Source organism: Acidovorax sp. Root70 (genome assembly GCF_001428225.1).
In the GTDB taxonomy this organism is placed as follows: Bacteria; Pseudomonadota; Gammaproteobacteria; order Burkholderiales; family Burkholderiaceae_C; genus Acidovorax.
The window spans coordinates 320,123-344,009 of record NZ_LMHQ01000029.1 but is presented as its reverse complement, the minus strand read 5'-3'; the positions used below and the strand labels follow the sequence as shown (position 1 = coordinate 344,009).

Sequence of the window (23,887 nt, the reverse complement as noted above, 5' to 3'; positions counted from 1 at the left end):
CCATGTTTGCCTACATCCTCAAACGCGTGTTGCTGATGCTGCCCACCTTGCTGGGCGTTCTGTTGCTGACCTTCGTGGTGATCCAGTTCGTGCCGGGCGGCCCCGTGGAGCAGTACATGGCCGAGGCTAAGGCCGGCGTGGGCGGCGGGGGGGCTGAAGGCGGCGGCCTGAGCTACCGGGGCGCGCAGGGCGTGGACCCCAAGCGGCTGGAGCAGATCAAGGCCTTGTACGGCTTTGACAAGCCTGCGTATGAACGCTTCATCCAGATGCTGGGCCAGTTCGCGCGTTTTGATCTGGGCAAGAGCTTTTTCCAGAACAAGGATGTGTGGCAACTGGTGGCAGAGAAGCTGCCGGTCTCCATCAGCCTGGGCCTCTGGACCTTCTTCATCAGCTACCTCGTTGCCGTGCCGCTGGGCGTGGCCAAGGCGGTGCGTGCGGGGTCGCGGTTTGACCTGGTGACCACGCTGCTCATCCTGCTGGGCTACGCCATCCCGGGCTTTGTGTTGGGCGTGGCGCTACTGGTCATTTTTGGCGGGCAGTTGCAGTGGTTTCCGCTGCGGGGGCTTACGTCGGCCAACTGGGACGAGCTGACCTGGGGCGCGCGCATCGTGGACTACCTGTGGCACATCACGCTGCCGGTCGTTGCCATGGTGCTGGGCAGCTTTGCCGTGACGGCCATGCTGACCAAGAACGCGTTCCTCGAAGAGATCCGCAAGCAGTATGTGCTCACGGCCCGTGCCAAGGGCCTGAGCGAGCGCCAGGTGCTGTGGAAGCATGTGTTTCGCAATGCGCTCATCCCCATCATCACCGGCTTTCCGGCCGCCTTCATCGGGGCGTTCTTTGCGGGGTCGCTGCTCATCGAGACCCTGTTCTCGCTCGACGGCCTGGGCCTGCTCAGCTACGAGAGCGTGATCCGCCGCGACTACCCCGTGGTGCTGGGCACGCTGTATCTGTTCACGCTGATCGGGCTGGTCACCAAGCTCATCAGCGACCTTTGCTATGTGTGGGTGGACCCGCGCGTGAAGTTTGACTAGCCCGAACGCACCGATGGCCCCGATGAGTCCTGCTGCTACCCCGATTTCACTCTCCCCGTCCCGCCGTGCCTGGCTGCGCTTCAAGCGCAACCGCCTGGGGTACTGGAGCCTGCTGATCTTTTGCGCCCTGGTGCTGGTGAGCCTGTGCGCCGAGCTGGTCAGCAACGACAAGCCACTGATCGTGCGATACGAAGGGCAGACGTACTTCCCCATGCTCAAGGACTACCCCGAGAAGACCTTCGGCGGCGACTTTGAGACCCCCACGGACTACCTGGACCCCTTCATCAAGGAGCGCCTCTCCGCGGGCAGCAATTGGGCGCTGTACACCTTGAACCCCTACGGCCCCAACACGCTCAACTACTTTGCCAAGGCGCCCAACCCCTCGGCCCCCACGGGCGACAACTGGCTGGGCACGGACGACCGGGGGCGCGACCTGCTGGCGCAGTTGCTCTACGGCTTTCGCGTGAGCGTGCTGTTTGGCCTGGCGCTTACCACCACCGGCGTGCTGCTGGGCGTGATCACAGGGGCCATACAGGGCTTTTTTGGCGGCAAGACCGACCTGGCGTTCCAGCGCTTCATCGAGATCTGGGGCTCCATGCCCGAGCTGTATCTGCTCATCATCTTCAGCGCGGTGTTTGCGCCCAGCATTGCGCTGCTGCTCATCTTGCTGAGCCTGTTTGGCTGGATGGGCCTGTCGGACTACGTGCGCGCCGAGTTCATGCGCAATCGCCAGCTCGACTATGTGAAGGCAGCCCGCGCCCTGGGCGTGAGCAACAGCCAGATCATCTGGCGTCACATCCTGCCCAACAGCCTCACGCCGGTGGTCACGTTCCTGCCGTTTCGCATGAGCGGGGCCATCCTGGCGCTGACCTCGCTCGATTTTCTGGGCCTGGGGGTACCGCCGGGCACGCCCTCGCTGGGCGAGCTGCTGAGCCAGGGCAAGAACAGCATTGATGCGTGGTGGATCTCCCTGTCCACCTTTGGCGTGCTGGTTGTCACCTTGTTGTTGCTGACCTTCATGGGGGACGCGCTGCGCGATGCCCTCGACCCGCGAAAGGCAGACCAGTGACCGCCACGGCCATGACTCCTTTGTTGCAGGTGCAGGACCTGCATGTGCGCTTCGGCTCCAAAGAGGTGGTGCGCGGCGTCAACTTCACGTTGGCTGCAGGCGAAAAGCTCGCGCTGGTGGGCGAGTCCGGCTCGGGCAAGACCATTACGGCGTTGAGCTTGCTGCGCTTGGCGGGCAATGCCGCCATCACCGGCCAGGCACTGCTGCAGGGGCGGGGCGACCTGCTGGCGATGACCGAGCGCGAGATGCGCGGCGTGCGCGGCGGCGACATCGCCATGGTGTTCCAGGAGCCCATGACCGCGCTCAACCCACTGATGACGATAGGCCAGCAGATTGCCGAGATCCTGCTGCTCAAGAAGGGCCTCACCGGCGCCCAGTGTGCGCAGGCCGCTATCGATCTGCTGGCGCAGACCGGCATCCCAGAGCCCGCGCGCCGCGCCAACAGCTTTCCGCACCAGCTCAGCGGCGGCCAGCGCCAGCGCGCCATGATCGCCATGGCCCTGGCCAGCAGCTCCAAGCTCTTGCTGGCCGACGAGCCCACCACCGCGCTCGATGTGACCCTGCGCGGCCAGATCCTGGACTTGTTGAGCGACCTGCAACGGCAGACCGGCATGGCCGTGCTGCTGATCACGCACGACCTGAACCTGGTGCGCCGCTTTGCCGACCGCGTGGCGGTGATGGAGCAGGGCGTGCTGGTAGAGCAGGGGCCGGTGGTCGAGGTCTTCGGCGCACCCCAACATGCCTATACCCGCCGCCTGATCGCCAGCCAGCCGCGACGCGATGTGATCGAGGCCGACCCGCCCTCAGGCACCGCGCCCGTGGTGCAGACGCAAAACCTTCGCGTGGTCTACCCCACGCCATTGCCCGGCATCAAAGGCTGGTTCAAGAAGGGCGAGTTTGTGGCGGTGCAGGGCGCCACCTTGCAATTGCTGCCCGGCCAGACGCTGGGCGTGGTGGGCGAATCCGGCTCGGGCAAGTCCACGCTGGCTCAGGCCATCCTGGGACTGCTGCCCTCGACGGGGCAACTGCAGGTGGGGGGGCAGGCGTGGCAGCAGCCCGCCATGCGCAACACACCCACCAACCAGCAGCTGCGTCGCCGGGTGCAGGTGGTGTTCCAGGACCCGTTCTCGTCCCTGTCACCGCGCCTCACAGTCGAAGAGATCGTGGGCGAGGGCCTGAAGGTGCATGAACCCGCGCTCAATGTCGCCCAGCGCCGCGCGCGCGTCGAGGCTGCGCTGGCCGAAGTGGGCCTGACCGAGGCGCAGTACCCGCGCCTGCTGGAACGCTATCCGCATGAATTTTCGGGCGGCCAGCGCCAGCGCCTGGCCATTGCACGCGCCCTCATCGTGCAGCCCCAGGTGCTGGTGCTTGACGAGCCCACCAGCGCGCTCGACGTGACCATCCAGCAGCAGGTGCTGGGCCTGCTGCAGCGGCTGCAGAAAGAGAAGGGCCTGAGCTACCTGCTGATTACCCACGATGTGGATGTGATCCGCGCCATGGCGCACGATGTGGTGGTGATGAAGGATGGCGCAGTGCTGGAAGGCGGCAGCGTGGCCGATGTGCTGGATGCGCCCCAGCACCCCTACACCCAGCGGCTGGTAGCGGCAGCCACCGTGCCTGGTGGGTGAATTTCGATCCAAATCTGCTGCAGGCGCTAGTGAAATATGCGCCGAATGCTATCAAATTTGATTGTTCGACACCGTCTGCGACGCCGTGTTGCTCTTGCACCTCGTTTCCCTGATGTGGGCATGCCCCGCCGTGCGCCGCTCAGGTCCTGACGGCCGCACGGCGCGCATGCTGCTCTGCGGCGGGTTGTGCCCAGACGATCTTGCTCACATCCACCCCCAGGGCCTGTGCGCGCTCCATCAGGTGCTCGCGCACATGCCAGGGCAGGGTGGGGGTGCGTGACAACACCCACAGGTAGTCGGTGCTGGAGCCCACCACCATGGCCCACTGGTAGTTTTCGTCCAGCGCCACCACGTTGTAGCCGCCATAGAACGGCCCGAAGAACGACACCTTGAGGGCGGCACGGTCTGGGCTGCCCACAAACTCGGCGCGACCCTCGGCCTCCTTCCACTGCTTGCGCACCGGGTCGTACCCCCGGTTCACCACCTTGATGGTGTTGTCGGCGTTGCGGCTGTAGGTGGCGGTGGTGAGGGACAGGCCCCGCTCGAACGAGTTTTCGATCCGGGCGACCTCGTGCCAGTGCCCCGCGTAGCGATCCACATCAAAGCCTGCCACGGGCTGGATGCCCTCCGGCGTGCGAGGGGTGGAGCAGGCCGAAAGCACCAGCAGGGCCACCATGGCGGTGGCGCCTCCGACCAGCAGGCGCCAGTGGGCGCGGGGCAGCAGGCTGCGTCGTGAGTGCATGGGGTTCTCCTGAAGGGTAAAAATGAGACGCCTTGGCCTCAGGCAGGGGGAAGGCGCTGGCTGGCACAGTGCCCGGCCGGTGTCTCAATGTAGGCAGAGGCAACGCCGCCGTTTGTAGGTGGGTGCTGGCAACCGGTGTCGGCGTAGGTGGGCGCAAGCGTCGGGCCCATGTCCCAACCAATCCGCCTGTGCGGTTGCGTACCTTGCGCCGCCGTGAAAAGATGCCCCCACCCCTTCAGGAGTTGCCATGTCCCTTCCCGTACCTTCACGCTTGCCTGGGGCGCGGGCCCCGTCTGCAGAGGGGCTGCCCTTTGACATTGCCGCGCTGTACCGGCGCGCGCATGGGCAGGTGGTTACGCCGGGTACCGTGGTCACGGCCCTGCATCTGGGGCACGAACGCAGCCTCATGGCCACTGGGCAAGATCCTGCGTCACCCTCGGTGGTGTTGGAGCTTGCCCTGGGTAGTGCACAAACTGCGCGCGACTTTTTTCGCAAGGCACTCCCCACGCCGCTGGAGCTGGAAACCGCCATCGCCTGGGTGGAGGACGAGGTCCATGCCGCTCACCGACGCCACCACGACTGGGTGGCCGACAACGTCGCTGTGGTGACCTGTTCCACAGACCCCTCCCTCCACGAGGTGGCGACCTTGGCGGGAATCGCCCAGGGGCCCACGCGGGTGCTGCCGCTGGACGCGATGGAGCGGCTGTTCAATCGCCTGGCCGCCGTAGCGGAGGGTCGCCCTGCGGCGCACGAGGGATTGCCCGAGCGCGCGGACTTTGCGGCCACCGTGCTGGTCCTGCGCGAACTCATGCATCACATGCCTTTTGCTGCCGTGGTGTTGCTGGAGGCCGACAGCCTGCCATCTGCTCCGGGGTGAGGGGTGGCCAACGGCCAACGGTTTGGGTTTCGTCCTACAGGTCGGTCGCGGAGAGTTGCCTACATTTGCAGGTGTGAATATTTCACATTTCATGTGATCCCACTTGGCAACATCTTCTGAAAGAGGCTCCCCATGACCGCGTACCCCTGTGTTCGAACTTTTCTTGGTGTCATTGCCTTGGCAGGTCTGGCTGCTTGTGGAGGCGGTGGCGGTGGTGGGGACGCGGGGGGGACGGGCACCTTGCGCATGGCCCTCACCGATGCACCCAGCTGCGGGTACTCTGCCGTCAATGTCACGGTGGAAAAAGTCCGGGTCCACCAGAGCAGCAGTGCTGCAGAGACCGACGCAGGATGGTCCGAGATTGTGCTGAATCCAGCGCGCCGCGTGGATCTGCTGACCCTGACCAACGGTGTCCTGATGGAGCTGGGCCAGGTGCCGTTGCCCACCGGCAAGTACACGCAAATGCGGCTGGTGCTGGCCAGCAACTCGGGTGCCAACCCGCTGGCGAATTCCGTAGTTCCCACGGGCCAGGCAGAAACCGCGTTGAAGACGCCCAGTGGCCAACAGTCCGGGGTCAAGGCGAACGTGAACATCGACATTGCCGCCAACAAGATGGCGGACTTCGTGCTCGATTTCGATGCCTGTAAATCCGTGGTGTCGGCGGGCGCCTCCGGTCAGTACCTCCTCAAGCCCGTGGTGTCGGTCATCCCGCGCTATATCTCGGGGGTGCAAGGCTATGTGGAGCCCGGGGTGGGGGCCAGCGTGTCCTTGCAGTTCAACGGTGAACTGGTGCGTGCGACAACGCCTGACAGCACCGGCAAGTTCTTGCTCCAGCCCGTGGCACCGGGCAACTACACGCTGGTCGTGGCAGGTGCAGGCCGCACCACCACGGTCATCGCCGGCGTGCCTGTGGTTGCCGAAACGGTCACGCCTGTGGGCACCAGCACGGCGCCACTGAGCATCCCGCAGTCGCCTGTGGCAACGCTGCAGGGCACAGCGCCTCTGGATACCCAGGTGCGGGTGCTGCAGTCACTCACGTCCGTGGGCACGATCGAAGTGGCCGGCCGGGGTGTGGATGGAGTGACCGGGACGTACAGCTTTGCCGTACCCACGCTCGCACCGCGCGTCGCACCTTATGCTGCACCCCCCAGCGGCCTGACCTTTGCGGCCGATACGGCAGCGGCTGGTCGGTATTCCGTGCAAGCGCGCCTGGCAGGTTTTGCAGACAAGACCCAGACGCCGCCTGTGCTGAACGCAGGGGACGTGCAAACCGTAGACTTCCGCTTTCCTTGAGTGAAGTAGCCCCTTGGGCCGTACCGTCACGCGGTGGGGCCCGAGGCGTTTTCTCTGGTGAAGGCTGCGCAGCCGCCGCCCACACCACCCAGCCCTGTCGGCGATGCATCGCTGCCAGGGCTGATCTTTTTGGTGAACGCCGACGCGCCGCAGACTGTAAAAAAAGTTGCCCGAGGGGTTGGGGCGAAATCGGGCCAATGGACTGGGAGCGTGGGCGCCCCGGCTGCTTGCATGGGCGCGAGTCCGTGCGGCGCGTCAGGGGTGCCCACCCCTTCATGTGCGCTCCCACCTGACCCACTGCGAGATCGCCAACAGGCTCTCAGGGCCTGTGCTTCATCACCAGCGCATACAGCGCCTGCGCCGCCACCGACAGGCTTTCGTCCCGCCGCCGCACCAGGTAGATCTGGCGCGTCAGCCCCGGCAGCGACAGCGGCCGAGTGACCAGCCCGGGCTGGTCAAAGTGGAACAGCGTGAGCGCCGGCACCACGCTGATGCCCAGGCCCGCGCGCACCATGCCCATCACGGTGGCGAGCTGCTCCACCTCCATCAGCGTGTGCATGGCCTGCGGGTGCAGGGCGGCCTCCAGGTACTGCCGCACGCTGCTGGTGCGCGCGAGGTGGATGAAGGGCCACGCGGCCAGGTCCCGCGCCGTGATGGCCTTGCGGCGGCGGGCCAGCGGGTGGTCTGCCGGGCACACCAGATAGAAGTCGTCGCTGCAAAAGGGCTCGGCCTGCAGCGCGGGCGTGTCGGCGCGGATGGCGGCCAGCGCAAAGTCCGCATGGCCGCTGGCCACGCGGTCGATGCAGGGCTCGGACAACACATCGGCAATGTCGATCTCGATGCCCGGGTGCGCCACGCGGTACTGCGCCAGCACGCCCGGCAGCCAGCCCGCCGCCAGCGAGGGCAGCAACGCCATGGCCACGCGCCCGCGCTGCAGCGTGGCGGCGTCGCGCACGGCGGCCAGGGCGGTGGTGATTTCGGTGCGGATGCGGCGGGCCGACTCCAGAAAATTCTGCCCCTCGGGGGTCAGGTCCACATGCCGTGTGCTGCGGTCAAACAGGCGCAGGCCCAGGTCGTCCTCCAGCGCGCGGATGAGGGCGCTGAACGCGGGCTGCGACAGGTGGCACAACGTAGCGGCGCGCGTGAAGCTGCGCTGCTCGGCCAGCGCGAGGAAGGCGTCGAGCTGGCGGCTGGAGAGGTGAGGGGCGCTCATGCGGTGCTGGTTTGATTCATCTGATTTTCAGATGGATTCATCGTAACAATCGATTTCACAGAATACCGACATGTTCCTACAGTCACGCTCAGGAGACAACGGATTCATGCCGAACGACCAAAAAACCAAACTGCTGGTGAGCTGCGCCGCCGGCTTCTCGGGCGACCGCACCGACGCGGCCCTGCCCGTGGTGCAGGCGCTCATCGCCAGCGGCCAGCCTGCGGTGCTCATCTTCGAGACCCTGGCTGAGCGCACGCTGGCCCTGGCCCAGCTGGCGCGCCGCACCGACCCCGACGCTGGGTATGAGCCGCTGCTGGTGGACCTGCTGCGCCCCGTGCTGGCACAGTGCCTGGCCCACGGCGTGCGCATCGTCAGCAACTTTGGCGCGGCCAACCCGCACGGCGCTGCGCGCCGCATCCACGCCCTGGCGGCCGAGCTGGGCCTGGCCCGCCCGCGCATTGCCGTGCTGCAGGGCGACGACCTGAGCGGCCCCGAACACCGCGCGCTGCTGCAAGATGCGCTGGGCAGCGCGATGCCCACCGAGCCCATCGTCAGCGCCAACGCCTACATCGGCGCGCAGGCCATTGCCGATGCGCTGCGCGCGGGCGCCGACATCGTGGTCTGCGGCCGTGTGGCCGACCCATCGCTGGTGCTGGGCCCGGCGCTCGCGCACTACGGCTGGGCGCTGGACGACTGCGACCGGCTGGCCCGCGCCACCATGGCCGGGCACTTGCTTGAATGCGGCGCGCAAATTTCAGGTGGTTACTTTGCCGACCCTGGCTATAAGGATGTGGCGGGCCTCGCCCAGCTGGGCTACCCCATTGCCGAGATTGACGCCGACGGCCACTGCACCATCACCAAGCCCCCCGGCACGGGCGGCTGCATCACCGAACGCACGGTGAAGGAACAACTGCTGTACGAGCTGCACGATCCGGCGGCGTACCTCACGCCCGATGTGGTGGCCGACATCACCACCGCCCGCGTGACCACCGTGGGCGCCGACGCCATCCGGCTGGAAGGCGTGCAAGGCCACGCGCGGCCCGCCACGCTCAAGGTCAACGTGTGTTTTGAATCCGGCTGGTTTGCCGAAGGCGAAATCTCCTACGCCGGCCCGCGCGCGGAAGCCCGTGCCCGCCTGGCGGGCGAGGTGCTGCGCGAGCGCTTGCAGGGCCTGGGCCCGCTGCGCATCGACCTGATTGGTGTGACCAGCATCTTTGGCGACGACACCAGCCGCTGGCTGGATGACCCCGCAGCAGGTCATGCTCGCAATGACCCCCGCGATGTGCGCCTGCGCGTGGCCCTGCAGCACCGCGACCACGCCAGCGCCCAGCGCCTGGTGCGCGAGGTGACCGCGCTCTACACCTGCGGCCCCGCAGGGGGCGGCGGCGTGCGCACTGCCATGCGGCCGCGCCTGGGCACCGTGTCGTGCCTGGTGCCACGCGGGGCCGTGTCCGTTTACTTCGAGATGGTGGATTGAGGACTCAAGCCATGACCACTACAAACCTTACCGTCACTGTTCCCTTGTATCGCCTCGCCCACAGCCGCACCGGCGACAAAGGCAACCGCTCCAACATCAGCGTCATCGCCTGGCACCTCGCGCTGTGGGATGTGCTGGTCGATCAGGTCACCGAAGCCGCCGTGGCGCAGCAGTTTGCCCAGCGCCGCCCGCGCCAGGTCACGCGCTACCTGCTGCCGCAACTGCAGGCCATGAACATCGTGCTGGACGACGTGCTCGACGGTGGCGTGAACGACTCGCTCAACCTCGACAGCCACGGCAAGGCGCTGAGCTACCTGCTGCTCGATATGCCCGTCACCGTGCCCGCCCACCTGGCTGCGCACTTTGGCGGCCCCGCGGCCTAGACCTCCCCTTTCGCTTTTCCATCCATACCAACACCAGGAGACAACATGACCCATTCATCCCCCCGCCGCGCTCTGCTCGCCACCGCTGCCGTGCTGGTACTCGGCACACTGCATGCCCCCGCTGCGTTGGCCCAGGCGGCTGGCGCTTACCCCGCCAAGGCCATCACCTTCGTCGTGCCCTTTGCCGCAGGCAGTGCCACCGACCAGCTGGCGCGCGCGCTGGGCCAGTCCATCACCAACGACACCAAGCAGCCCGTGGTCATCGACAACAAGGCGGGCGCCAGCGGCATGATCGCCGCGTCGGCCGTGGCCAAGTCGGCGGCCGATGGCTACAGCGTGCTCATCACCACCAACACCACCCACGCCGCCAACGAGCACCTGTACAAAAAACTCTCGTACGACCCGGTGAAGGACTTCGCCCCCGTCACCGGCCTGGGCAAGGGCGGCCAGGTGCTGGTGGTCAACGCCAGCGCGCCGTACAAGAACGTGGGCGAGCTGCTGGCCTTTGCCAAGAAGAACCCTGGCAAGCTCAGTTTTGGCAGCGGCAGTTCGTCCAGCCGCATGGCGGGCGAGATGCTCAAGCAGCTGGCCAGCGTGGACATCCTGCATGTGCCCTACAAGAGCAACCCGCTGGCCATCACCGACCTGCTGGGCGGGCAGATCGACCTGATGATCACCGACACCTCCACCGGCGTGCCGCAGGTCAAGGCGGGCAAGCTGCGCGCGCTGGGCTACTCCACGCAAAAGCGCAGCACCCAGCTGTCCGACGTGCCCACCATCGACGAAGCCGGTGTAAAGGGCTACGACATGGGCTACTGGTTTGCGGCCTACGTGCCCGCCAACACACCCGCGCCGGTGGTGGCGCGCCTGAACGAGCTGCTCACGGCCGCTACCAAGAGCGCTGCGGCCAAGAGCTTCTACGACAACGCAGGCTCCGAAGCCTGGACCACCACGCCCGATGAACTCGCCAAGTTCCAGGCCGCCGAAACCCAGAAGTGGGGCAAGGTGATCAAGGCCGCAGGTATCGAGGCCGAATAAGCCACCGGCCCACCCTCCGGGCCGTCTCAATCCCTTTCGTGCTTCTCGCAGCCTGCCTTCACCGGCAGGTCTGGGCGAAGCCTTGCCCGCGCGCAGCGCAACAGACGCTGCCGTTTTGTTCCAGAGCCGTTTCAGCGGCCCGCACCACCATCCATCCAAGGAGACAGACACCATGAAACCGCTTCGTGCATTCACCAAACTCGCGCTCACGGCCGCCGCCGCAGCCGCCATCACGGCCTGCGGGGGCAGCAGCAACGACGCGCCCAAGGGCCCCGCGCTCAAGCTGGCCATCACTGCCACCGAAGCCTTCCCCGGCACCTACGGCGAAGTGGGTGAATACGAGCGCGTGACCGGCACCATCAGCGGCGAGGTGGACCCCAAGGACCCCAAGAACGCCGTCATCCAGGACCTGGCCCTGGCGCCCACCAACGCCAACGGCATGGTCGAGTACCAGGCCGACTTCGTCATGCTCAAGCCCAAGAACATGGCGAAAGCGAGTGGGGTGCTGCGCTATGACGCGCCCAACCGCGGCAACATCCTCACCATGCTCAACCCCACGGCCACGCCCAGCGACGCGGTGTACCTGGAGCGGGGCTATGTGATGCTCTATTCGGCCTGGCAGGGTGACGTGCCCAAGAGCACCGCCGCACGCCTGACGGTGACGGTGCCCGTGGCGAAGAACAAGGATGGCAGCAGCATCACCGGCCCCTACCGTGCCGAGCTGGTGCCCACGGCCGCCAGCCCCGCAATGACTCTGCCCGGCGGCGTGTTCAACGGCACCATGATTCCCTACGAGCCCGCCAGCCTGGACAACACCCAGCCCGGCTACTCGCTCACCCGCCGCGCCAACGAGACCGATGCACGCGTGCCTGTGCCTGCCAGCGACTGGAAGTTCGCCACCTGCGACACCGGCACCAACGCCTTCCCCGGCACGCCCAGCGCCACCAGCGTGTGCCTGAAGGGCGGGTTCGACCCGGCGTATCTGTACGAGCTGGTCTACGTCGCCAAAGACCCGAAGGTGATGGGCGTGGGCCTGGCTGCGCTGCGCGACACCGTGAGCTTCTTCCGCAGCAAGGCGGCCGATTCGAATGGCACGCCGAACCCCGTGGCTGGTCGTATCACCCACACGCTGGGGCAGGGCACCTCGCAGTCGGGCAACGCCATGAAGACCTTTCTGCACCTGGGCTTCAACCAGGCGCTGGATGGCGGCAAGGTGTTTGACGGCATGTACGCCCACGTGGCGGCACGCCAGACCAACATCAACACCCGCTTTGCCGTGCCCGGTGGCGGCGGTGGCCTGCGCACCGACCACACCGCCTTCGGCCAGACGGCACCGCGCGGGCTGGACAAGGACTACATGGACGACATCAGCGGCCGCCAGGGCGGCGTGATGAAGCGCTGCGCCGCCACCAACACCTGCCCCAAGTTCTTCCTGGGCCTGTCGGGCACCGAGTTCTGGCAACTTCAGGGCTCGCCCGTGCTGACCGACGCCAACGGCACCAAGGACCTGGCGCAGCCTGACAACGCCCGCATCTACTACTACGCCAGCACCCAGCATGGCGGGGCAGGGGGCACGGCCAGCATTGCCTATGCGCCCACGCGCGCCACGTACCCCACGGGCACGGTGGTGCAGTTCAACGACACCTTCCGCGCGCTGTTCCTCAACCTCGAAGACTGGGTGGTGCGCGGCACGCAGCCGCCCGCCAGCCAGGTGCCCAAGCTGGCCGACGGCACGCTGGTGCGGCCGGAGGCACTGGCCTTCCCGGCCATGAAGGGGCTGACCTGGGCGGTGGGCGGCGTGCAGACGGCGATCCCCGACTTCAGCTACCGGGGCCTGTACAACAACTTCCCGCTGTTCGACTTTGGCCCGCAGTACATCCCGCAGGACGAGGCAGGCATTGCCACCGTGCTGCCCCCGCGCAACCTGGGCCGCGACTACGCCATCCTGGTGCCGCAGGTCGATGCCAGCACGGGCCTCACCCGCGCCGGCATCCGCAGCGTGGAGGCGCGTGCGCCGCTGGGCACCAGCATCGAGTTCAACTACGTGGCCACGCCCGGCATCACCGACCTGGCCAACCTCACGGGCAGCTTCATCCCCTTCCACAAGACGCGCGCCGCGCGGCTGGCAGCGGGCGACGCACGTCCTTCGCTGGAGGAACTGTATGGAACGCAGGACGGCTATGTGGCTGCGGTGACGCAAGCCGCGAATGACCTGGTGGCGCAGCGCCTGCTGCTGCAGCGCGATGCTGACCTGCAGATTGCGCGCGCCAAGGCCGCTGCCGTGCTGCCCTGATGTGAAGTGACGTGACGGCACGCACGGCCGCGTGCCGTGCTGTCCCCTGAAGGCCCCCAAGCCCTTTCTGACAAGGGTTGGGGGCATTTTTTTTAGCCAAGGTGGCCGGATGCGCTGGAACAACATGCCTGAGTAGCTATCAAAAGCGTAGTAGCTGTGTGTGGCCTGGCCAGCCACCCTCACCAAGGCACCCCCGCAAACCGCTCCACCAAAAAGTCCAGCAACGCTCGCACCGCAGGCGACAAATGTCTGCGCGACGGGTACAGCGCATAGATCGTCATCACCGGCAAGTCCCACTGTGGCAGCACGGCCTGCAGCTCGCCGCTGTGCAAATACGGGTTGACCAGATAGGTCGGCTGCATCGCAATGCCGCCGCCCGCCAGCGCCGCGCGCATCAGCGTGGTGGCCTCGTTGGCGCTGAAATGGCCGCTCACGCCCACGCGCTCCACCACCTCGCCGCGCGTCAGCTGCCACACGCTTTTGCCAAAGTTGGCATAGCTCAGGCAGCGGTGCTGCGCCAGGTCGGCAGGCAACTTCGGCACGCCGTGGGCGGTCAGGTAGGCGGGCGATGCCACCAGCACCGAATCGCACCGCACCAGCGGCCGGCCGATGAGCAGCGGGTCGGGCTCGGCGCTGATGCGGATGGCCAGGTCGATGCGCTTTTCCACTAGGTTGAGTGAGCCTTCGCTCGCGTCCAGGTCGATCTTGAGCTGCGGGTGTTGCGCCAGAAAGTCCGCAATCGCCGCGCCCATCTGCGCAAACGCAAACGACACGCTGCAGGTCAGCCGCAGCTGCCCGCGCAGTGCGCCCTCGGTGGTCGTGGCGGTTTCTTCTTCCAGGTCTTGCGACAACGCCAGCATCTGCTGGCAGCGGCGCAGCGCGTGCTCGCCCGCGTCGGTCAGCGTCACGCTGCGGGTGGTGCGCTGCAGCAGCCGCGCCTGCAGCCACTGCTCCATCTCGCCCACATAGCGCGTGACCATGGCACGCGACATATCGAGCTTGTCGGCCGTGGCGCTGAAGCTGCCGCTGGTGGCGACTTCGGCAAACACATGCATGGCGGTCAGGCGGTCCATAACGTGAAAGCCTTTGGGTTATTTGGTCGATTGGTGAAACAAATATGCGCGAATTATCGGGTTTATTGGATCGATTGGCGCAAATAAACTTCATCCCGTCCTCTGCACAACCTCTCAGAACCCCTGGAGAAACCACCATGTTCCGCACCGCCCTCATCGCCGCCACCCTTGCCGTTGCCTTCACCGGCGTCCAGGCCGCCCAGCCGCTGCAGGTCAAGGTCTACAACGCTGATGGCAACAGCTTCAACGTCAACTCCACGCTGGTCTATGGCGAGAAAGAAGCCATGGTCATTGACGCCGGCTTTACCCGTGCCGACGCGCTGCGCATTGCCGCCAACGTGCTCGACACCGGCAAAGAGCTCAAGACCATCTACGTGAGTCAGGCCGACCCCGACTACTACTTCGGCGTCGAGACGCTGAAAGAGTTTTTCCCCAAGGCCGAAGTGGTGACCACGCCCGCCGTGCTGGAGAAGATCAACGCCAAGCTGGCAGGCAAGATCGCTTTCTGGGGCCCCAAGATGGGCGCCAACGCACCGCGCACGCCCGTGCTGCCCAAGGCGATTGCTGGCAACACGTTGAGCGTGGACGGCCAGACGGTCGAGATCCGCGGCACCACCGGCCTGCTGGCGCACCGCCCGTATGCGTGGATTTCGTCCATCAAGGCGGTAGTGGGCACCATCGGCGTGTTTGGCACCAACACCCATGTGTGGACGGCCGACACGCAAACGGTGGCCGAGCGCAGCGCCTGGGTGGCCCAACTCGACGAAATGGCCGCCCTGCAGCCCACCGTGGTGGTGCCGGGCCACATGCCCGCAGGCACCGCGCTGGACGCCAGCAACGTGACCTACACCAAGGGCTACCTGCAAGCATTTGAGAAAAACGCCGCAGCCACCAAGACAAGCGCCGAACTCATCGACGCGATGAAGAAGGCCTACCCCGCAGCGCCCATGGGCCTGTCGCTGGACATCGGCGCCAAGGTCAACAAGGGCGAGATGAAGTGGTAAACCTCTGACCCTGAAGGCAGCCCTTGCGGCTGCCATCCTGACCACAAGGAGCCCACCATGTCCACGCACCCACTCCAGCAAGTTCTGCAACATCTGCACGCCGGGCGCTGGAACGCGGCGCACGATCTGGTGCAGCACGACGGTTCCATGCTCGCCGCCTGGCTGCACGGCATCCTGCATCTGCAAGAAGGCGACCTGGAAGACGCCGAGAACTGGTACGACCGCGCGGCCCGCCACTTCCGCAGCCGCGGCACGCTGGCCGAAGAAATTGCAGCGTTTGAAGCCGCACTGGCCGCCTCCACACCGCCTGATCCTGAAGATTCTGAAGAGAGACCCTTACCCATGCCCTCCACGCCCACCGTCACCGTGACGTACCTGTTCGACCCCCTGTGCGGCTGGTGCTACGCCGCCGCGCCCGTGCTGGCACGCCTGCAGGCAACGCCCGGCGTGCAGGTGGCGCTGGCGCCCACCGGCCTGTTTGCAGGCGCCGGCGCCCGGCCCATGGACGCGCAATTTGCCGCCTACGCCTGGGCCAACGACCAGCGCATCGCGCAACTCACCGGCCAGCCGTTCAGCCAGGCCTACCGCGAGCAGGTGCTGGCCCAACCGGCCGGGCGTTTTGACTCAGGCCCCGCCACGCTGGCCCTCACCGCTGTGGCACAGACCGAGCCCGCGCGCGAGCTGGAGGCACTGCAGGCGTTTCAGCGTGCACGCTACGTGGACGGGCGCGACACCACGGCGCCCACCGTGCTGGCCGATGTGCTGACCGCCCTGGGCCTGCATGCTGCTGCAACCCTGGTGCGCGAACCCACCGATGTCCTGCGCGCCGCCATGCTGCAGCGCGTGGCCGCCGCCCGTGCCGACATGCAAGCCCTGGGCGCACAAGGCGTACCGCAACTCGCAGTGGGCGACGCCGCCACCGGCCGCCGCCGCGCGCTGGGCGGCCAGGCCTTGTACGGCAACTTTGATGCGTTGTTGCAGCAGGTGACCCAGGCCTGAGCAGCGCGGCGGGGACGGTACCGCATCGAAGACGCCTTCTCCGTTCAGCACAACGCTCAGCAGAAGCGCACGCCGCACATCGCGGGGCGTCGTACATAACTCACCATGGTTTCGGCCCCCGCCCCACGCTGGCGTGAAGCGCTTAGCGCGGCTGAGTCAGGCCCCTGGCCTTGGCCCCCGCGCCATTCAGTTGCCAAACACCAGCGCCTGGTGCGCCCCCACACCCGCCAGCACCCCTTCGGCCGACGCCAGCGTGGCGTTGTGCCGCATCAGCGTCAGGTCGCCAGCGGCATACACGCCGGGCACGGTCGTCATCTTGGTGTTCCCATCGGTGCGCAGATAAGGCCCCATGGGGCCGTCGTCGAACGCGCAGCCCAGTTGCTCGGCCAGCGAGCTGGTGGGGCGGGTGGTGGCGGCCACATACAGTGCAGCCAGTGGCACCACACGCGCGTCACCACCGCCAGTGGGCTGCAGCCGCACGCCCTGCAGCGCCTGGCCCGGGCCCTCCAGCGCTGCGATGGGCGCGGGCTCGATGGTGATGCCCAGCGCCTGCAGCCGCTCGCGCTCGGCGCTCTCCAGCGTGGTGTCGCCGTTCAAGAAGAGGGTGGTCGGGCCCCAGTCGGCAATCAGTTGCGCGTGCAGGGCCGAACCTGCCGAGTGGTACAGCACGCCCAGCCGCTGGCCCGCAAATTCGTAGCCGTGGCAATACGGGCAGTGCAGCACCGATGCACCCCAGCGCTCGCGCAGGCCTGCAATGTCGGGCAAACCATCTTGCACGCCAAAGGCCAGCACCAGCTTGTGCGCCTCCATGGTGGTGCCATCGTCCAGCACCACTTCAAACCCGTTCTCGGGTGACCCCGCGATGTGCTGCGCAGTCGCAGACACGGCGGTGCCCTGCCGCAACGTCACCGTGGGGTAGGCCGCCAGCTTGCGCCGCGCTTGCTCGATCATTGCCAGCGGCGGCTCGCCGTCTTGCCCAAAGAAACCGTGCGACGCCGCCGCAAACCGGTTGCGCGGCTGGCCTGCGTCCACCACACACACCCGCCGCCGGGCACGCGCCAGCTGCATTGCGGCCGACAGGCCCGCAAAGCTGCCGCCCGCCACGATCACGTCAAACGCCTGGGTGGTTGTCGTTGTCATCGCTGCTGCTGCCGTCGCCATGCTCAATCTCCTTGTGCCCGTGGCACCCGGCCACCATGCGTTCATGAAACTCGGCCGACAGCTGCGCCAGCGTCACCGCACCTAGCCGCGCCAGCAGCGCCTCTTCGGCCGCCTGGTAGGCGTCGGTTAGCGCGCGGTTCACCGCTTGTTCGACGATGCAGCCGGGGCTCTCCACCCTGTTGCCCACCGCCAGCAGCGTGGGCGCGCCCAGCGCCTCGTAGATGTCGCGCAGCGTGATGTCGGTGAGCGGGCACGACAGCACCCACCCGCCGCCATGCCCCTTGGCCGATGTGACAAAACCCGCATACCGCAGCCCCGCCATCAGGCGGCGCACCACCACCGGGTTGGTCTGCATGGCCTGCGCCATCGCCTCAGACGTGGCTGGCCCCTCCATCTCTGCCATGTGCAGCAGCGCGTGGAGAACGTTGGAAAGTCGGCTGTCTCGTTTCATGCAACATTAAAAGTTGCGTGATGGTAGCATGGTGCTGCCAAACGTGCCTGTGGCGTCTGCCATGTGGGTGAATTGCTATATAAAGAATAGCTATAAAGTCAATATGGAAAGGCGGTGGCGGCCAATTGATGCCAAAAATGCAAGCCCAGCACTCCTGCCATCCCCAACCCCGCACCGGCACTCCGCCACCGCCCGGCGCATCGACCCAGCCCCACCTAGCAACACCACCGACCCACCCACCAGCCACCACCCCATGGCCCAACCCCACACCCCATCCGTCTTCACCGACCCCGCCGCCGTCGCCCGCTACGCCGAAGGCCCCCGCCGCAACGTGCCTGGTTACGACAGCCTGCTGCGCATGTCCCGCATCCTGCTGGCCGAGCGCGTGCCTACCCATGGTCGTGTGCTGGTGGTGGGCGCAGGCGGCGGGCTGGAACTGGAAGACATGGCACTGGCGCACCAGGGCTGGCGGTTCGACGGCGTGGACCCGAGCCAGCCCATGTTGGACCTGGCGGCGCAGCGGCTGCAAAGCGCGGGCATGCCCGGCGACCGCGTGGCGCTGCACCATGGGTATGTGCAGAGCGCGCCGGCCGGGCCGTTTGATGGCGCTACGTGCCTGCTGACTTTTCACTTTGTGCCGCGCGAGCAGCGCGTGCCCATGCTGGCGGAGATCCGGCGGCGGCTCAAGCCCGGGGCGCCGCTGGTGGTGGCGCATCTGAGCGTGGCGGATGGTGCGGGCCCTGGCGGAGAGGGCGGGGCAAGGGAGCGCGATCTGTGGCTGTCGCGCTATGCGGCGTTTCAGGTGGCGTCCGGCGTGGCGCCGGAGCATGCGGCCAGGGCACGGGACAAGGTGGCTGAGGAGTTGGCGGTGCTGACGCCGGAGGAGGAGGAGGCGATTCTGCGCGAGGCTGGGTTTAGCGATGTGCGGATGTTTTACATGGGGTTTGCGTTTATAGGGTGGGTGGCGTGTGTGTGATCAGGACTTGGCGAGAAGAAGACATCGGGACGCGGTGCGCTCACACCATGGGATGACTTAGTGGAGCAACCCATAATGATCCAACCATAGCGAACCCAAGGTGCTCAAATGACCGGCGAAAATGTGAAGCCAAACGCTGCCTTGGAGGCAGAAGATGCCTGCGTACTGCCACCTGATCATCCGGTTCCTCCTGAACTCCTTCGCCGCTATTCAGTTGAGCGCGATCCGTTCGCCGAGCAAGACATTGCTGACTATGTGCATAGTCAGGCGCGTGACGAGGTTGTCAGTCACGTAGAGCGCGTGAAGCGTGAGGTCGTGATGGGCGTCCCCTATGAGATGTGGGACGTGACTACCGACCAAGGCAGGTGGTGGGTCATTACGAACCCCACGAACCTCTATTCGCAGCAGCACTTTCCCAGCTTGGACTACACACTTTCTTTCCATGTCGGACTAATGGCGAGAGTTCGTAGTCGTTCGGGATCACCCGATGGGAACGAACCGACGCCCTTTGACGAAGTCTTGAGGAGATTCGAGCAAGCTGAGGAGCGCTTCGGACATGCGATCGAAGTTGAGGACTTGCAGGCTGTCGGGATGCTTCTTCGCGAGGGCTTGATTTCGCTTACAACCGCAGTGCGCCGAAGGGTTGATCTGCCCGCTGGTGAGGAAGCTCCGCAAGTCGCTAACTTTGTAGGCTGGACGGATGCGCTATTGAACGTTCTGTGCGGGGGCGGAAGTAACGAGCGCCTGCGCCAGTACCTAAAGAGCCACGCGAAAGAAACATGGCAACTCGTGAACTGGCTGACACACTCTCGGAGCGCGGATAGGGTGGCAACGGAGATTGCGATAGGCGGTTGCGAAGCAACGCTGCGCACGTTCATCCAACTTTTAGAACGGCAGAGAACGGGGGGGGCTGAAGAGTGCCCCTCCTGTCACTCACGAAACATTCGAACCTTCTTCGATATTGAAATTCCACCTGATGGCGATTATTTTCTCAGCTGTGGCGCGTGCGACTGGCACAACCATCCAGGCGTGCCAATGGACATTGATAGCGGAGAAGTTCAGGATGGCCAGTCATAGGCCAAGTCTTGCAGTCGCTGTGCGAATTGCACTGCGTGAAACTGCCAGCCGTTCGATGTCAGCAATGGCTTGGGGGGAGTACCCCGGCAGTGTTTGAATTTAAGTGTCATCTCTCCCAAGAGCTGACTTATTACGTACAGAATGTTACTTTGGCTTGTTTCAGGTCAAAGTTCAGTCTTGCCCGGCCAAAGTAGACCGCATAGCATCCCTGTCAAGCACCCACCCCCATGAGGTGCTACGTATGAAAACGACAGGAGACAAGCCTTGCAATCCACCCGCTGGAGTCATTGCGGCACTGAAGACCTGAGCGTCTTGCAGACCATCTTTTGGTCCGCAGGCGCGTCGCGCAATGCGCTGGCGCAGCGCCTGGCCTATTCCAAGAGCAAGGCCAACGCTATGGTGGCGGCGTTGCTCGATGAAGGTTTGCTCGACGAGGTGGGCCTGCAGGAGTCCTCTGGCGGCCGGCGGGCCGAAACCCTGCGTTTGAGCGAAACCCTGGGCGTGGTGATTGGCGCCGACCTGGGCGCCACCAGCATGCAGGTGGCAGTGATGCGGCCCGACATGACGGTGCTGGCGCGGCACCGCGAGCCCATTGATGTGCGCCAGGGGCCGGGCGTGATCCTGGCGCGGGTGCGGGGGCTGATGCGCGAGTTGTTGGCTCGCTGCGGGCTGGCGCCTAACCAGGTGATTGCCATTGGCATGGGCGTGCCGGGGCCGGTGGATTTTGAGAGCGGGCAGCTCGTCAACCCGCCGCTGATGCCCGACTGGGACGGCTTTTCCATCCGCGACTACCTGCGCGAGGCATTTGCCGCGCCGGTGTTTGTGGACAACGATGTGAACCTGATGGCGCTGGGCGAGATGTACCGGCTGCAGCGCAATCTGCCCAACTTCCTGGTGATCAAGGTGGGCACGGGCATTGGCTGCGGCATCGTGTGCCACGGGCAGGTGTACCGGGGCGCCAATGGCTCGGCGGGTGACGTGGGCCACATCTGCGTGGACCAGCACGGGCCGCGCTGCCACTGCGGCAACCAGGGCTGTGTGGAGGCGATGGCCGCAGCGCCTGCCATGGCGCGCATGGCCATGGAGGCCGCGCAGCGCGGCGAAAGCGCGCTGCTGGCCGAGCGGCTGCAAAGCACGGGCACGCTGACGATTGAAGACGTGGCCCAGGCCAGCCGCACGGGCGATGTGGCGGCCAACGCCATCATCCAGCGCGCGGGCAGCCTGGTGGGGCAGATGCTGGCGTCCATCGTCAACTTCTTCAATCCGTCGCATGTGTTCATTGCGGGGCGGGTGACGGACATGGGACCGCTGTTCCTCGCGTCGGTGCGGCAGAGCGTGTACCACCGCTCGCTAGCGCTGTCTACGCGGCACCTGGAGATTCAATACGCGCCCCTGGCCGACGATGCCGGTGTGGTGGGCGCGGGCGTGCTGGCGATGCAGGAGAGCCTGTCGCGTGCGGGCTCCGTGGCGGGTGCGGGCGTTGGCGCAGGGGCCGTGCGATGAGCGTCGCCGTCGAGTTCCGCAATGTGACCAAGGAGTTTGGCCCCGTGCGCGTGCTGCACGGTGTGGGCTTTGCGCTGCAGCCGGGCCGCGTGTATGGCCTGCTGGGAGAGAACGGCGCGGGCAAGTCCACGCTGATGAAGATTCTGGCGGGGTACGAGAGCCCGACCACTGGCGAGGTGGTGGTGGACGGCGCGGTGCGCGCCCCGGGCGGCGGCTCGCGCGCGGCCGCGGCGCAGGGCATTGTGCTGATCCACCAGGAGTTCAACCTGGCGGACGACCTGACGATTGCGCAGAACATCTTTCTGGGCCACGAGATCAAGAAGGGCCCCTTCCTCGACGACAAGGCGATGCGCGAGAAGACGCGCGAGGCGCTTGAGAAGGTGGGCCTGCCGCTGGACCCAGACACACGCGTGCGCAAGCTCATCGTGGCCGAAAAGCAGCTGGTGGAGATTGCCCGCGCGCTGGCCCGCAATGCGCGCCTGCTCATCATGGACGAGCCCACCGCCACGCTCACCCCGGGCGAGACGGAGCGCCTGTTCACGCTGATGGCCGGGCTGAAGGCGGCGGGCGTGACCATCATCTACATATCGCACAAGCTCGACGAGGTGGAGCGCACCACCGACGAGGTGGTGGTGATGCGCGACGGCCTGCTGGTGGCGCGCGAGCCCACGGCCAGCGTGACGCGGCGGCAGATGGCCAACCTGATGGTGGGCCGCGAGCTGGCGGATTTGTTCCCGCCCAAGCTGCCTGCGCCGGAGGGTGGAGCGCCCGCCATCAAGGTGCGCGGCCTCACGGTGCCTGGGTGGGCCGAGGACATTGGCTTTGAAGTGCGGCGCGGCGAGATTCTGGGCTTTGCCGGGCTGGTGGGTGCGGGGCGCACCGAGCTGTTTGAAGGCTTGCTGGGCCTGCGCCCGCGCTCGGCCGGCACGGTGGAGCTGGCGGGCCAGCCCGTGCAGCTGAAAAGCCCGCGCGATGCGGCGCGCCATGGCCTGACCTATCTGAGCGAAGACCGCAAGGGCAAGGGCCTGCATGTGCACTTTGGCCTGCGGCCCAACCTGACGCTGATGGCGCTGGAGCGCTATGCCAAGCCTTGGCTTGACCCGGCCGCCGAGCAGGCCGCGCTGCGTGGTGCGGTGCAAGAGTTCGGCATCCGCACCGGGTCGCTGGACGTGCGCGCGTCGTCGCTGTCCGGCGGCAACCAGCAAAAGCTGGCGCTGGCCAAGGTGCTGCACCCAGGCCCCAGCGTGGTGGTGCTGGACGAGCCCACGCGCGGCGTGGACGTGGGCGCCAAGCGCGAGATCTATCACCTTGTGCAGCGCCTGGCAGAGCAGGGGCTTGCTGTTGTGGTGATTTCGTCCGAACTGATGGAGCTGATCGGCCTGTGCCACCGCGTGGCGGTGATGCGCGCCGGGCGGCTGCAGACCACGCTGCAAGCGCCACATTTGACCGAAGAGGAGTTGATCGCCCATGCCACAGGCACCCGTTAACGTACCGGCGGAAAACGCCGCAGCCCCGCAGGCAGGCGGCAGCCGCCATGCTGCCGCCACCGCGGCGGGAGCCACCGGCGTCAGCGCCTGGTGGGGCAAGCTGCACGGCCTGGGCCCGGTCATCGGCCTGGTGCTGCTGTGCATTGCAGGCACGCTGCTCAACAGCAACTTCGCCACCTACGACAACGTGATGAACGTGCTCACCCGCACGGCCTTCATCGGCATCATTGCGGTGGGCATGTGCTTTGTGATCATCTCGGGCGGCATCGACTTGTCGGTGGGTTCGATGGCGGCGCTGATCGCGGGCTCGGTCATCCTGTTCATGAACGCGATGGCGCCCGTGCTGGGCTCGCCCATGGCGGCCGTGGTGGTGGGCATGCTGCTGGCGGTGGTGCTGGGCGCGGTGTTCGGGCTGGTGCATGGGCTGCTCATCACCAAGGGGCGCATCGAGCCTTTCATCGTCACGCTGGGCACGCTGGGCATCTTCCGCGCGTACCTCACGTACTTCTCCAACGGCGGGGCGATCACGCTGGAGAACGACCTGTCGGACATCTACAGCCCGGTGTATTACGCCAACCTGCTGGGTGTGCCGATTCCGGTGTGGGTCTTTCTGCTGGTCGCCATCGTGGGCGGCGTCATCCTGAACCGCACGGCCTATGGCCGCTATGTGCAGGCCATCGGCTCCAACGAGCAGGTGGCGCAGTACGCGGCGGTGGATGTGCACAAGATCAAGATACTCACGTACATGCTGCTGGGCGTGTGCGTGGGCATTGCCACGCTGCTGTACGTGCCGCGCCTGGGGTCCGCATCGCCCACCACGGGCCTGCTGTGGGAGCTGGAGGCGATTGCCGCCGTCATCGTGGGCGGTACGGTGCTCAAGGGCGGGGCGGGCAGCATCACCGGCACGGTGGTGGGTGCCATCCTGCTCTCGGTCATCAGCAACATCCTCAACCTCACCAGCATCATCAGCGTGTACCTGAATGCGGCGGTGCAAGGCTTCGTGATCATCGCGGTGGCCTTCATGCAAAGGGGCAAGCGGTGATGGATCTTCGGTTTTCTCGGTAGGTCGTTTGACTTTCGTGTTCCCCAGCCGGCCAGCTTCCATGGCC

Annotated in this window: 21 protein-coding genes; 16 read left to right on the top strand and 5 right to left on the bottom strand. The window is 66.1% G+C overall.

From position 1 onward, the window contains the following. Window positions 1-2 precede the first annotated feature (2 nt). The 3 genes from ASD94_RS18120 to ASD94_RS18110 are packed head-to-tail and all read left to right on the top strand — an operon-like array spanning window position 3 to window position 3,731. Entirely contained in the window at window positions 3-1,034 is a 1,032-nt protein-coding gene (locus ASD94_RS18120) for a microcin C ABC transporter permease YejB (RefSeq protein WP_056645809.1), read from the top strand. Between the two features lie 13 nt (window positions 1,035-1,047). Further along, on the top strand, window positions 1,048-2,103 hold the full coding sequence (locus ASD94_RS18115; protein WP_200954252.1) for an ABC transporter permease: 1,056 nt from the start codon (window positions 1,048-1,050) through the stop codon (window positions 2,101-2,103). Between the two features lie 11 nt (window positions 2,104-2,114). Next, complete coding sequence (locus ASD94_RS18110; RefSeq protein WP_056646003.1) at window positions 2,115-3,731, top strand: ABC transporter ATP-binding protein; 1,617 nt, start codon at window positions 2,115-2,117, stop codon at window positions 3,729-3,731. A gap of 139 nt (window positions 3,732-3,870) precedes the next feature. On the opposite strand, the gene ASD94_RS18105 is transcribed toward ASD94_RS18110, so the two are convergent. Next, window positions 3,871-4,473 carry a lipocalin family protein gene (locus tag ASD94_RS18105; protein WP_056645804.1) on the bottom strand — a complete coding sequence of 201 codons (603 nt, stop codon included), beginning with the start codon at window positions 4,471-4,473 and terminating at the stop codon, window positions 3,871-3,873. A 247-nt stretch (window positions 4,474-4,720) separates the two neighbouring features. Here ASD94_RS18105 and ASD94_RS18100 point away from each other — a divergent pair, with 247 nt between their 5' ends. Beyond that, a complete protein-coding gene (locus tag ASD94_RS18100; RefSeq protein ID WP_200954251.1) occupies window positions 4,721-5,350 on the top strand; it encodes a hypothetical protein in 630 nt (209 codons plus the stop codon). 132 nt (window positions 5,351-5,482) lie between these two features. Continuing rightward, window positions 5,483-6,643, top strand: a complete 1,161-nt coding sequence (locus tag ASD94_RS18095) for a DUF4382 domain-containing protein (protein ID WP_056645801.1) — start codon at window positions 5,483-5,485, stop codon at window positions 6,641-6,643. 319 nt (window positions 6,644-6,962) lie between these two features. On the opposite strand, the gene ASD94_RS18090 is transcribed toward ASD94_RS18095, so the two are convergent. Next, complete coding sequence (locus ASD94_RS18090; RefSeq protein WP_056645798.1) at window positions 6,963-7,856, bottom strand: LysR family transcriptional regulator; 894 nt, start codon at window positions 7,854-7,856, stop codon at window positions 6,963-6,965. A 106-nt stretch (window positions 7,857-7,962) separates the two neighbouring features. Here ASD94_RS18090 and ASD94_RS18085 point away from each other — a divergent pair, with 106 nt between their 5' ends. The 4 genes from ASD94_RS18085 (at window position 7,963) to ASD94_RS18070 (ending at window position 13,047) form a co-directional block, all read left to right on the top strand. Further along, a complete protein-coding gene (locus ASD94_RS18085) occupies window positions 7,963-9,333 on the top strand; it encodes an acyclic terpene utilization AtuA family protein (protein ID WP_056645795.1) in 1,371 nt (456 codons plus the stop codon). Window positions 9,334-9,344: 11 nt separating this feature from the next. Next, the gene (locus ASD94_RS18080; RefSeq protein ID WP_056645791.1) at window positions 9,345-9,716 is read left to right on the top strand and encodes a hypothetical protein; all 372 of its coding nucleotides are present in this window, start codon (window positions 9,345-9,347) and stop codon (window positions 9,714-9,716) included. A 45-nt stretch (window positions 9,717-9,761) separates the two neighbouring features. Further along, window positions 9,762-10,754: a tripartite tricarboxylate transporter substrate binding protein gene (locus ASD94_RS18075; RefSeq protein WP_056645789.1), complete on the top strand. Its 993-nt coding sequence runs from the start codon at window positions 9,762-9,764 to the stop codon at window positions 10,752-10,754. A gap of 172 nt (window positions 10,755-10,926) precedes the next feature. Beyond that, window positions 10,927-13,047: an alpha/beta hydrolase domain-containing protein gene (locus tag ASD94_RS18070; protein ID WP_056645786.1), complete on the top strand. Its 2,121-nt coding sequence runs from the start codon at window positions 10,927-10,929 to the stop codon at window positions 13,045-13,047. Between the two features lie 179 nt (window positions 13,048-13,226). Here ASD94_RS18070 and ASD94_RS18065 read toward each other — a convergent pair whose 3' ends face one another. Beyond that, window positions 13,227-14,120, bottom strand: coding sequence for a LysR family transcriptional regulator (locus ASD94_RS18065; protein WP_056645782.1), 894 nt, complete (start codon window positions 14,118-14,120; stop codon window positions 13,227-13,229). Window positions 14,121-14,257: 137 nt separating this feature from the next. Between ASD94_RS18065 and ASD94_RS18060 the strand changes: the two genes are divergently transcribed. Both ASD94_RS18060 and ASD94_RS18055 read left to right on the top strand, forming a co-directional pair. Further along, window positions 14,258-15,124 carry an MBL fold metallo-hydrolase gene (locus ASD94_RS18060; RefSeq protein WP_056645778.1) on the top strand — a complete coding sequence of 289 codons (867 nt, stop codon included), beginning with the start codon at window positions 14,258-14,260 and terminating at the stop codon, window positions 15,122-15,124. A 57-nt stretch (window positions 15,125-15,181) separates the two neighbouring features. After that, on the top strand, window positions 15,182-16,123 hold the full coding sequence (locus ASD94_RS18055; protein ID WP_235510702.1) for a DsbA family protein: 942 nt from the start codon (window positions 15,182-15,184) through the stop codon (window positions 16,121-16,123). 186 nt (window positions 16,124-16,309) lie between these two features. On the opposite strand, the gene ASD94_RS18050 is transcribed toward ASD94_RS18055, so the two are convergent. After that, window positions 16,310-17,263, bottom strand: coding sequence for an NAD(P)/FAD-dependent oxidoreductase (locus ASD94_RS18050; protein ID WP_056645776.1), 954 nt, complete (start codon window positions 17,261-17,263; stop codon window positions 16,310-16,312). Continuing rightward, the gene (locus ASD94_RS18045; protein ID WP_056645771.1) at window positions 17,235-17,735 is read right to left on the bottom strand and encodes an Rrf2 family transcriptional regulator; all 501 of its coding nucleotides are present in this window, start codon (window positions 17,733-17,735) and stop codon (window positions 17,235-17,237) included. The genes ASD94_RS18050 and ASD94_RS18045 overlap by 29 nt, the downstream gene beginning before the upstream one ends. Before the next feature lie 253 nt (window positions 17,736-17,988). Between ASD94_RS18045 and ASD94_RS18040 the strand changes: the two genes are divergently transcribed. The 5 genes from ASD94_RS18040 (at window position 17,989) to ASD94_RS18020 (ending at window position 23,820) form a co-directional block, all read left to right on the top strand. After that, the gene (locus tag ASD94_RS18040) at window positions 17,989-18,711 is read left to right on the top strand and encodes a class I SAM-dependent methyltransferase (protein ID WP_056645768.1); all 723 of its coding nucleotides are present in this window, start codon (window positions 17,989-17,991) and stop codon (window positions 18,709-18,711) included. Between the two features lie 108 nt (window positions 18,712-18,819). Then, window positions 18,820-19,788: a hypothetical protein gene (locus ASD94_RS18035; protein ID WP_056645765.1), complete on the top strand. Its 969-nt coding sequence runs from the start codon at window positions 18,820-18,822 to the stop codon at window positions 19,786-19,788. Window positions 19,789-20,052: 264 nt separating this feature from the next. Then, the gene (locus tag ASD94_RS18030; protein ID WP_369818071.1) at window positions 20,053-21,291 is read left to right on the top strand and encodes an ROK family protein; all 1,239 of its coding nucleotides are present in this window, start codon (window positions 20,053-20,055) and stop codon (window positions 21,289-21,291) included. Continuing rightward, window positions 21,288-22,778 carry a sugar ABC transporter ATP-binding protein gene (locus ASD94_RS18025; protein ID WP_056645761.1) on the top strand — a complete coding sequence of 497 codons (1,491 nt, stop codon included), beginning with the start codon at window positions 21,288-21,290 and terminating at the stop codon, window positions 22,776-22,778. Before ASD94_RS18030 ends, ASD94_RS18025 begins: the two co-directional genes overlap by 4 nt. Then, complete coding sequence (locus ASD94_RS18020) at window positions 22,759-23,820, top strand: ABC transporter permease (protein ID WP_200954250.1); 1,062 nt, start codon at window positions 22,759-22,761, stop codon at window positions 23,818-23,820. The genes ASD94_RS18025 and ASD94_RS18020 overlap by 20 nt, the downstream gene beginning before the upstream one ends. Window positions 23,821-23,887 lie beyond the last annotated feature (67 nt).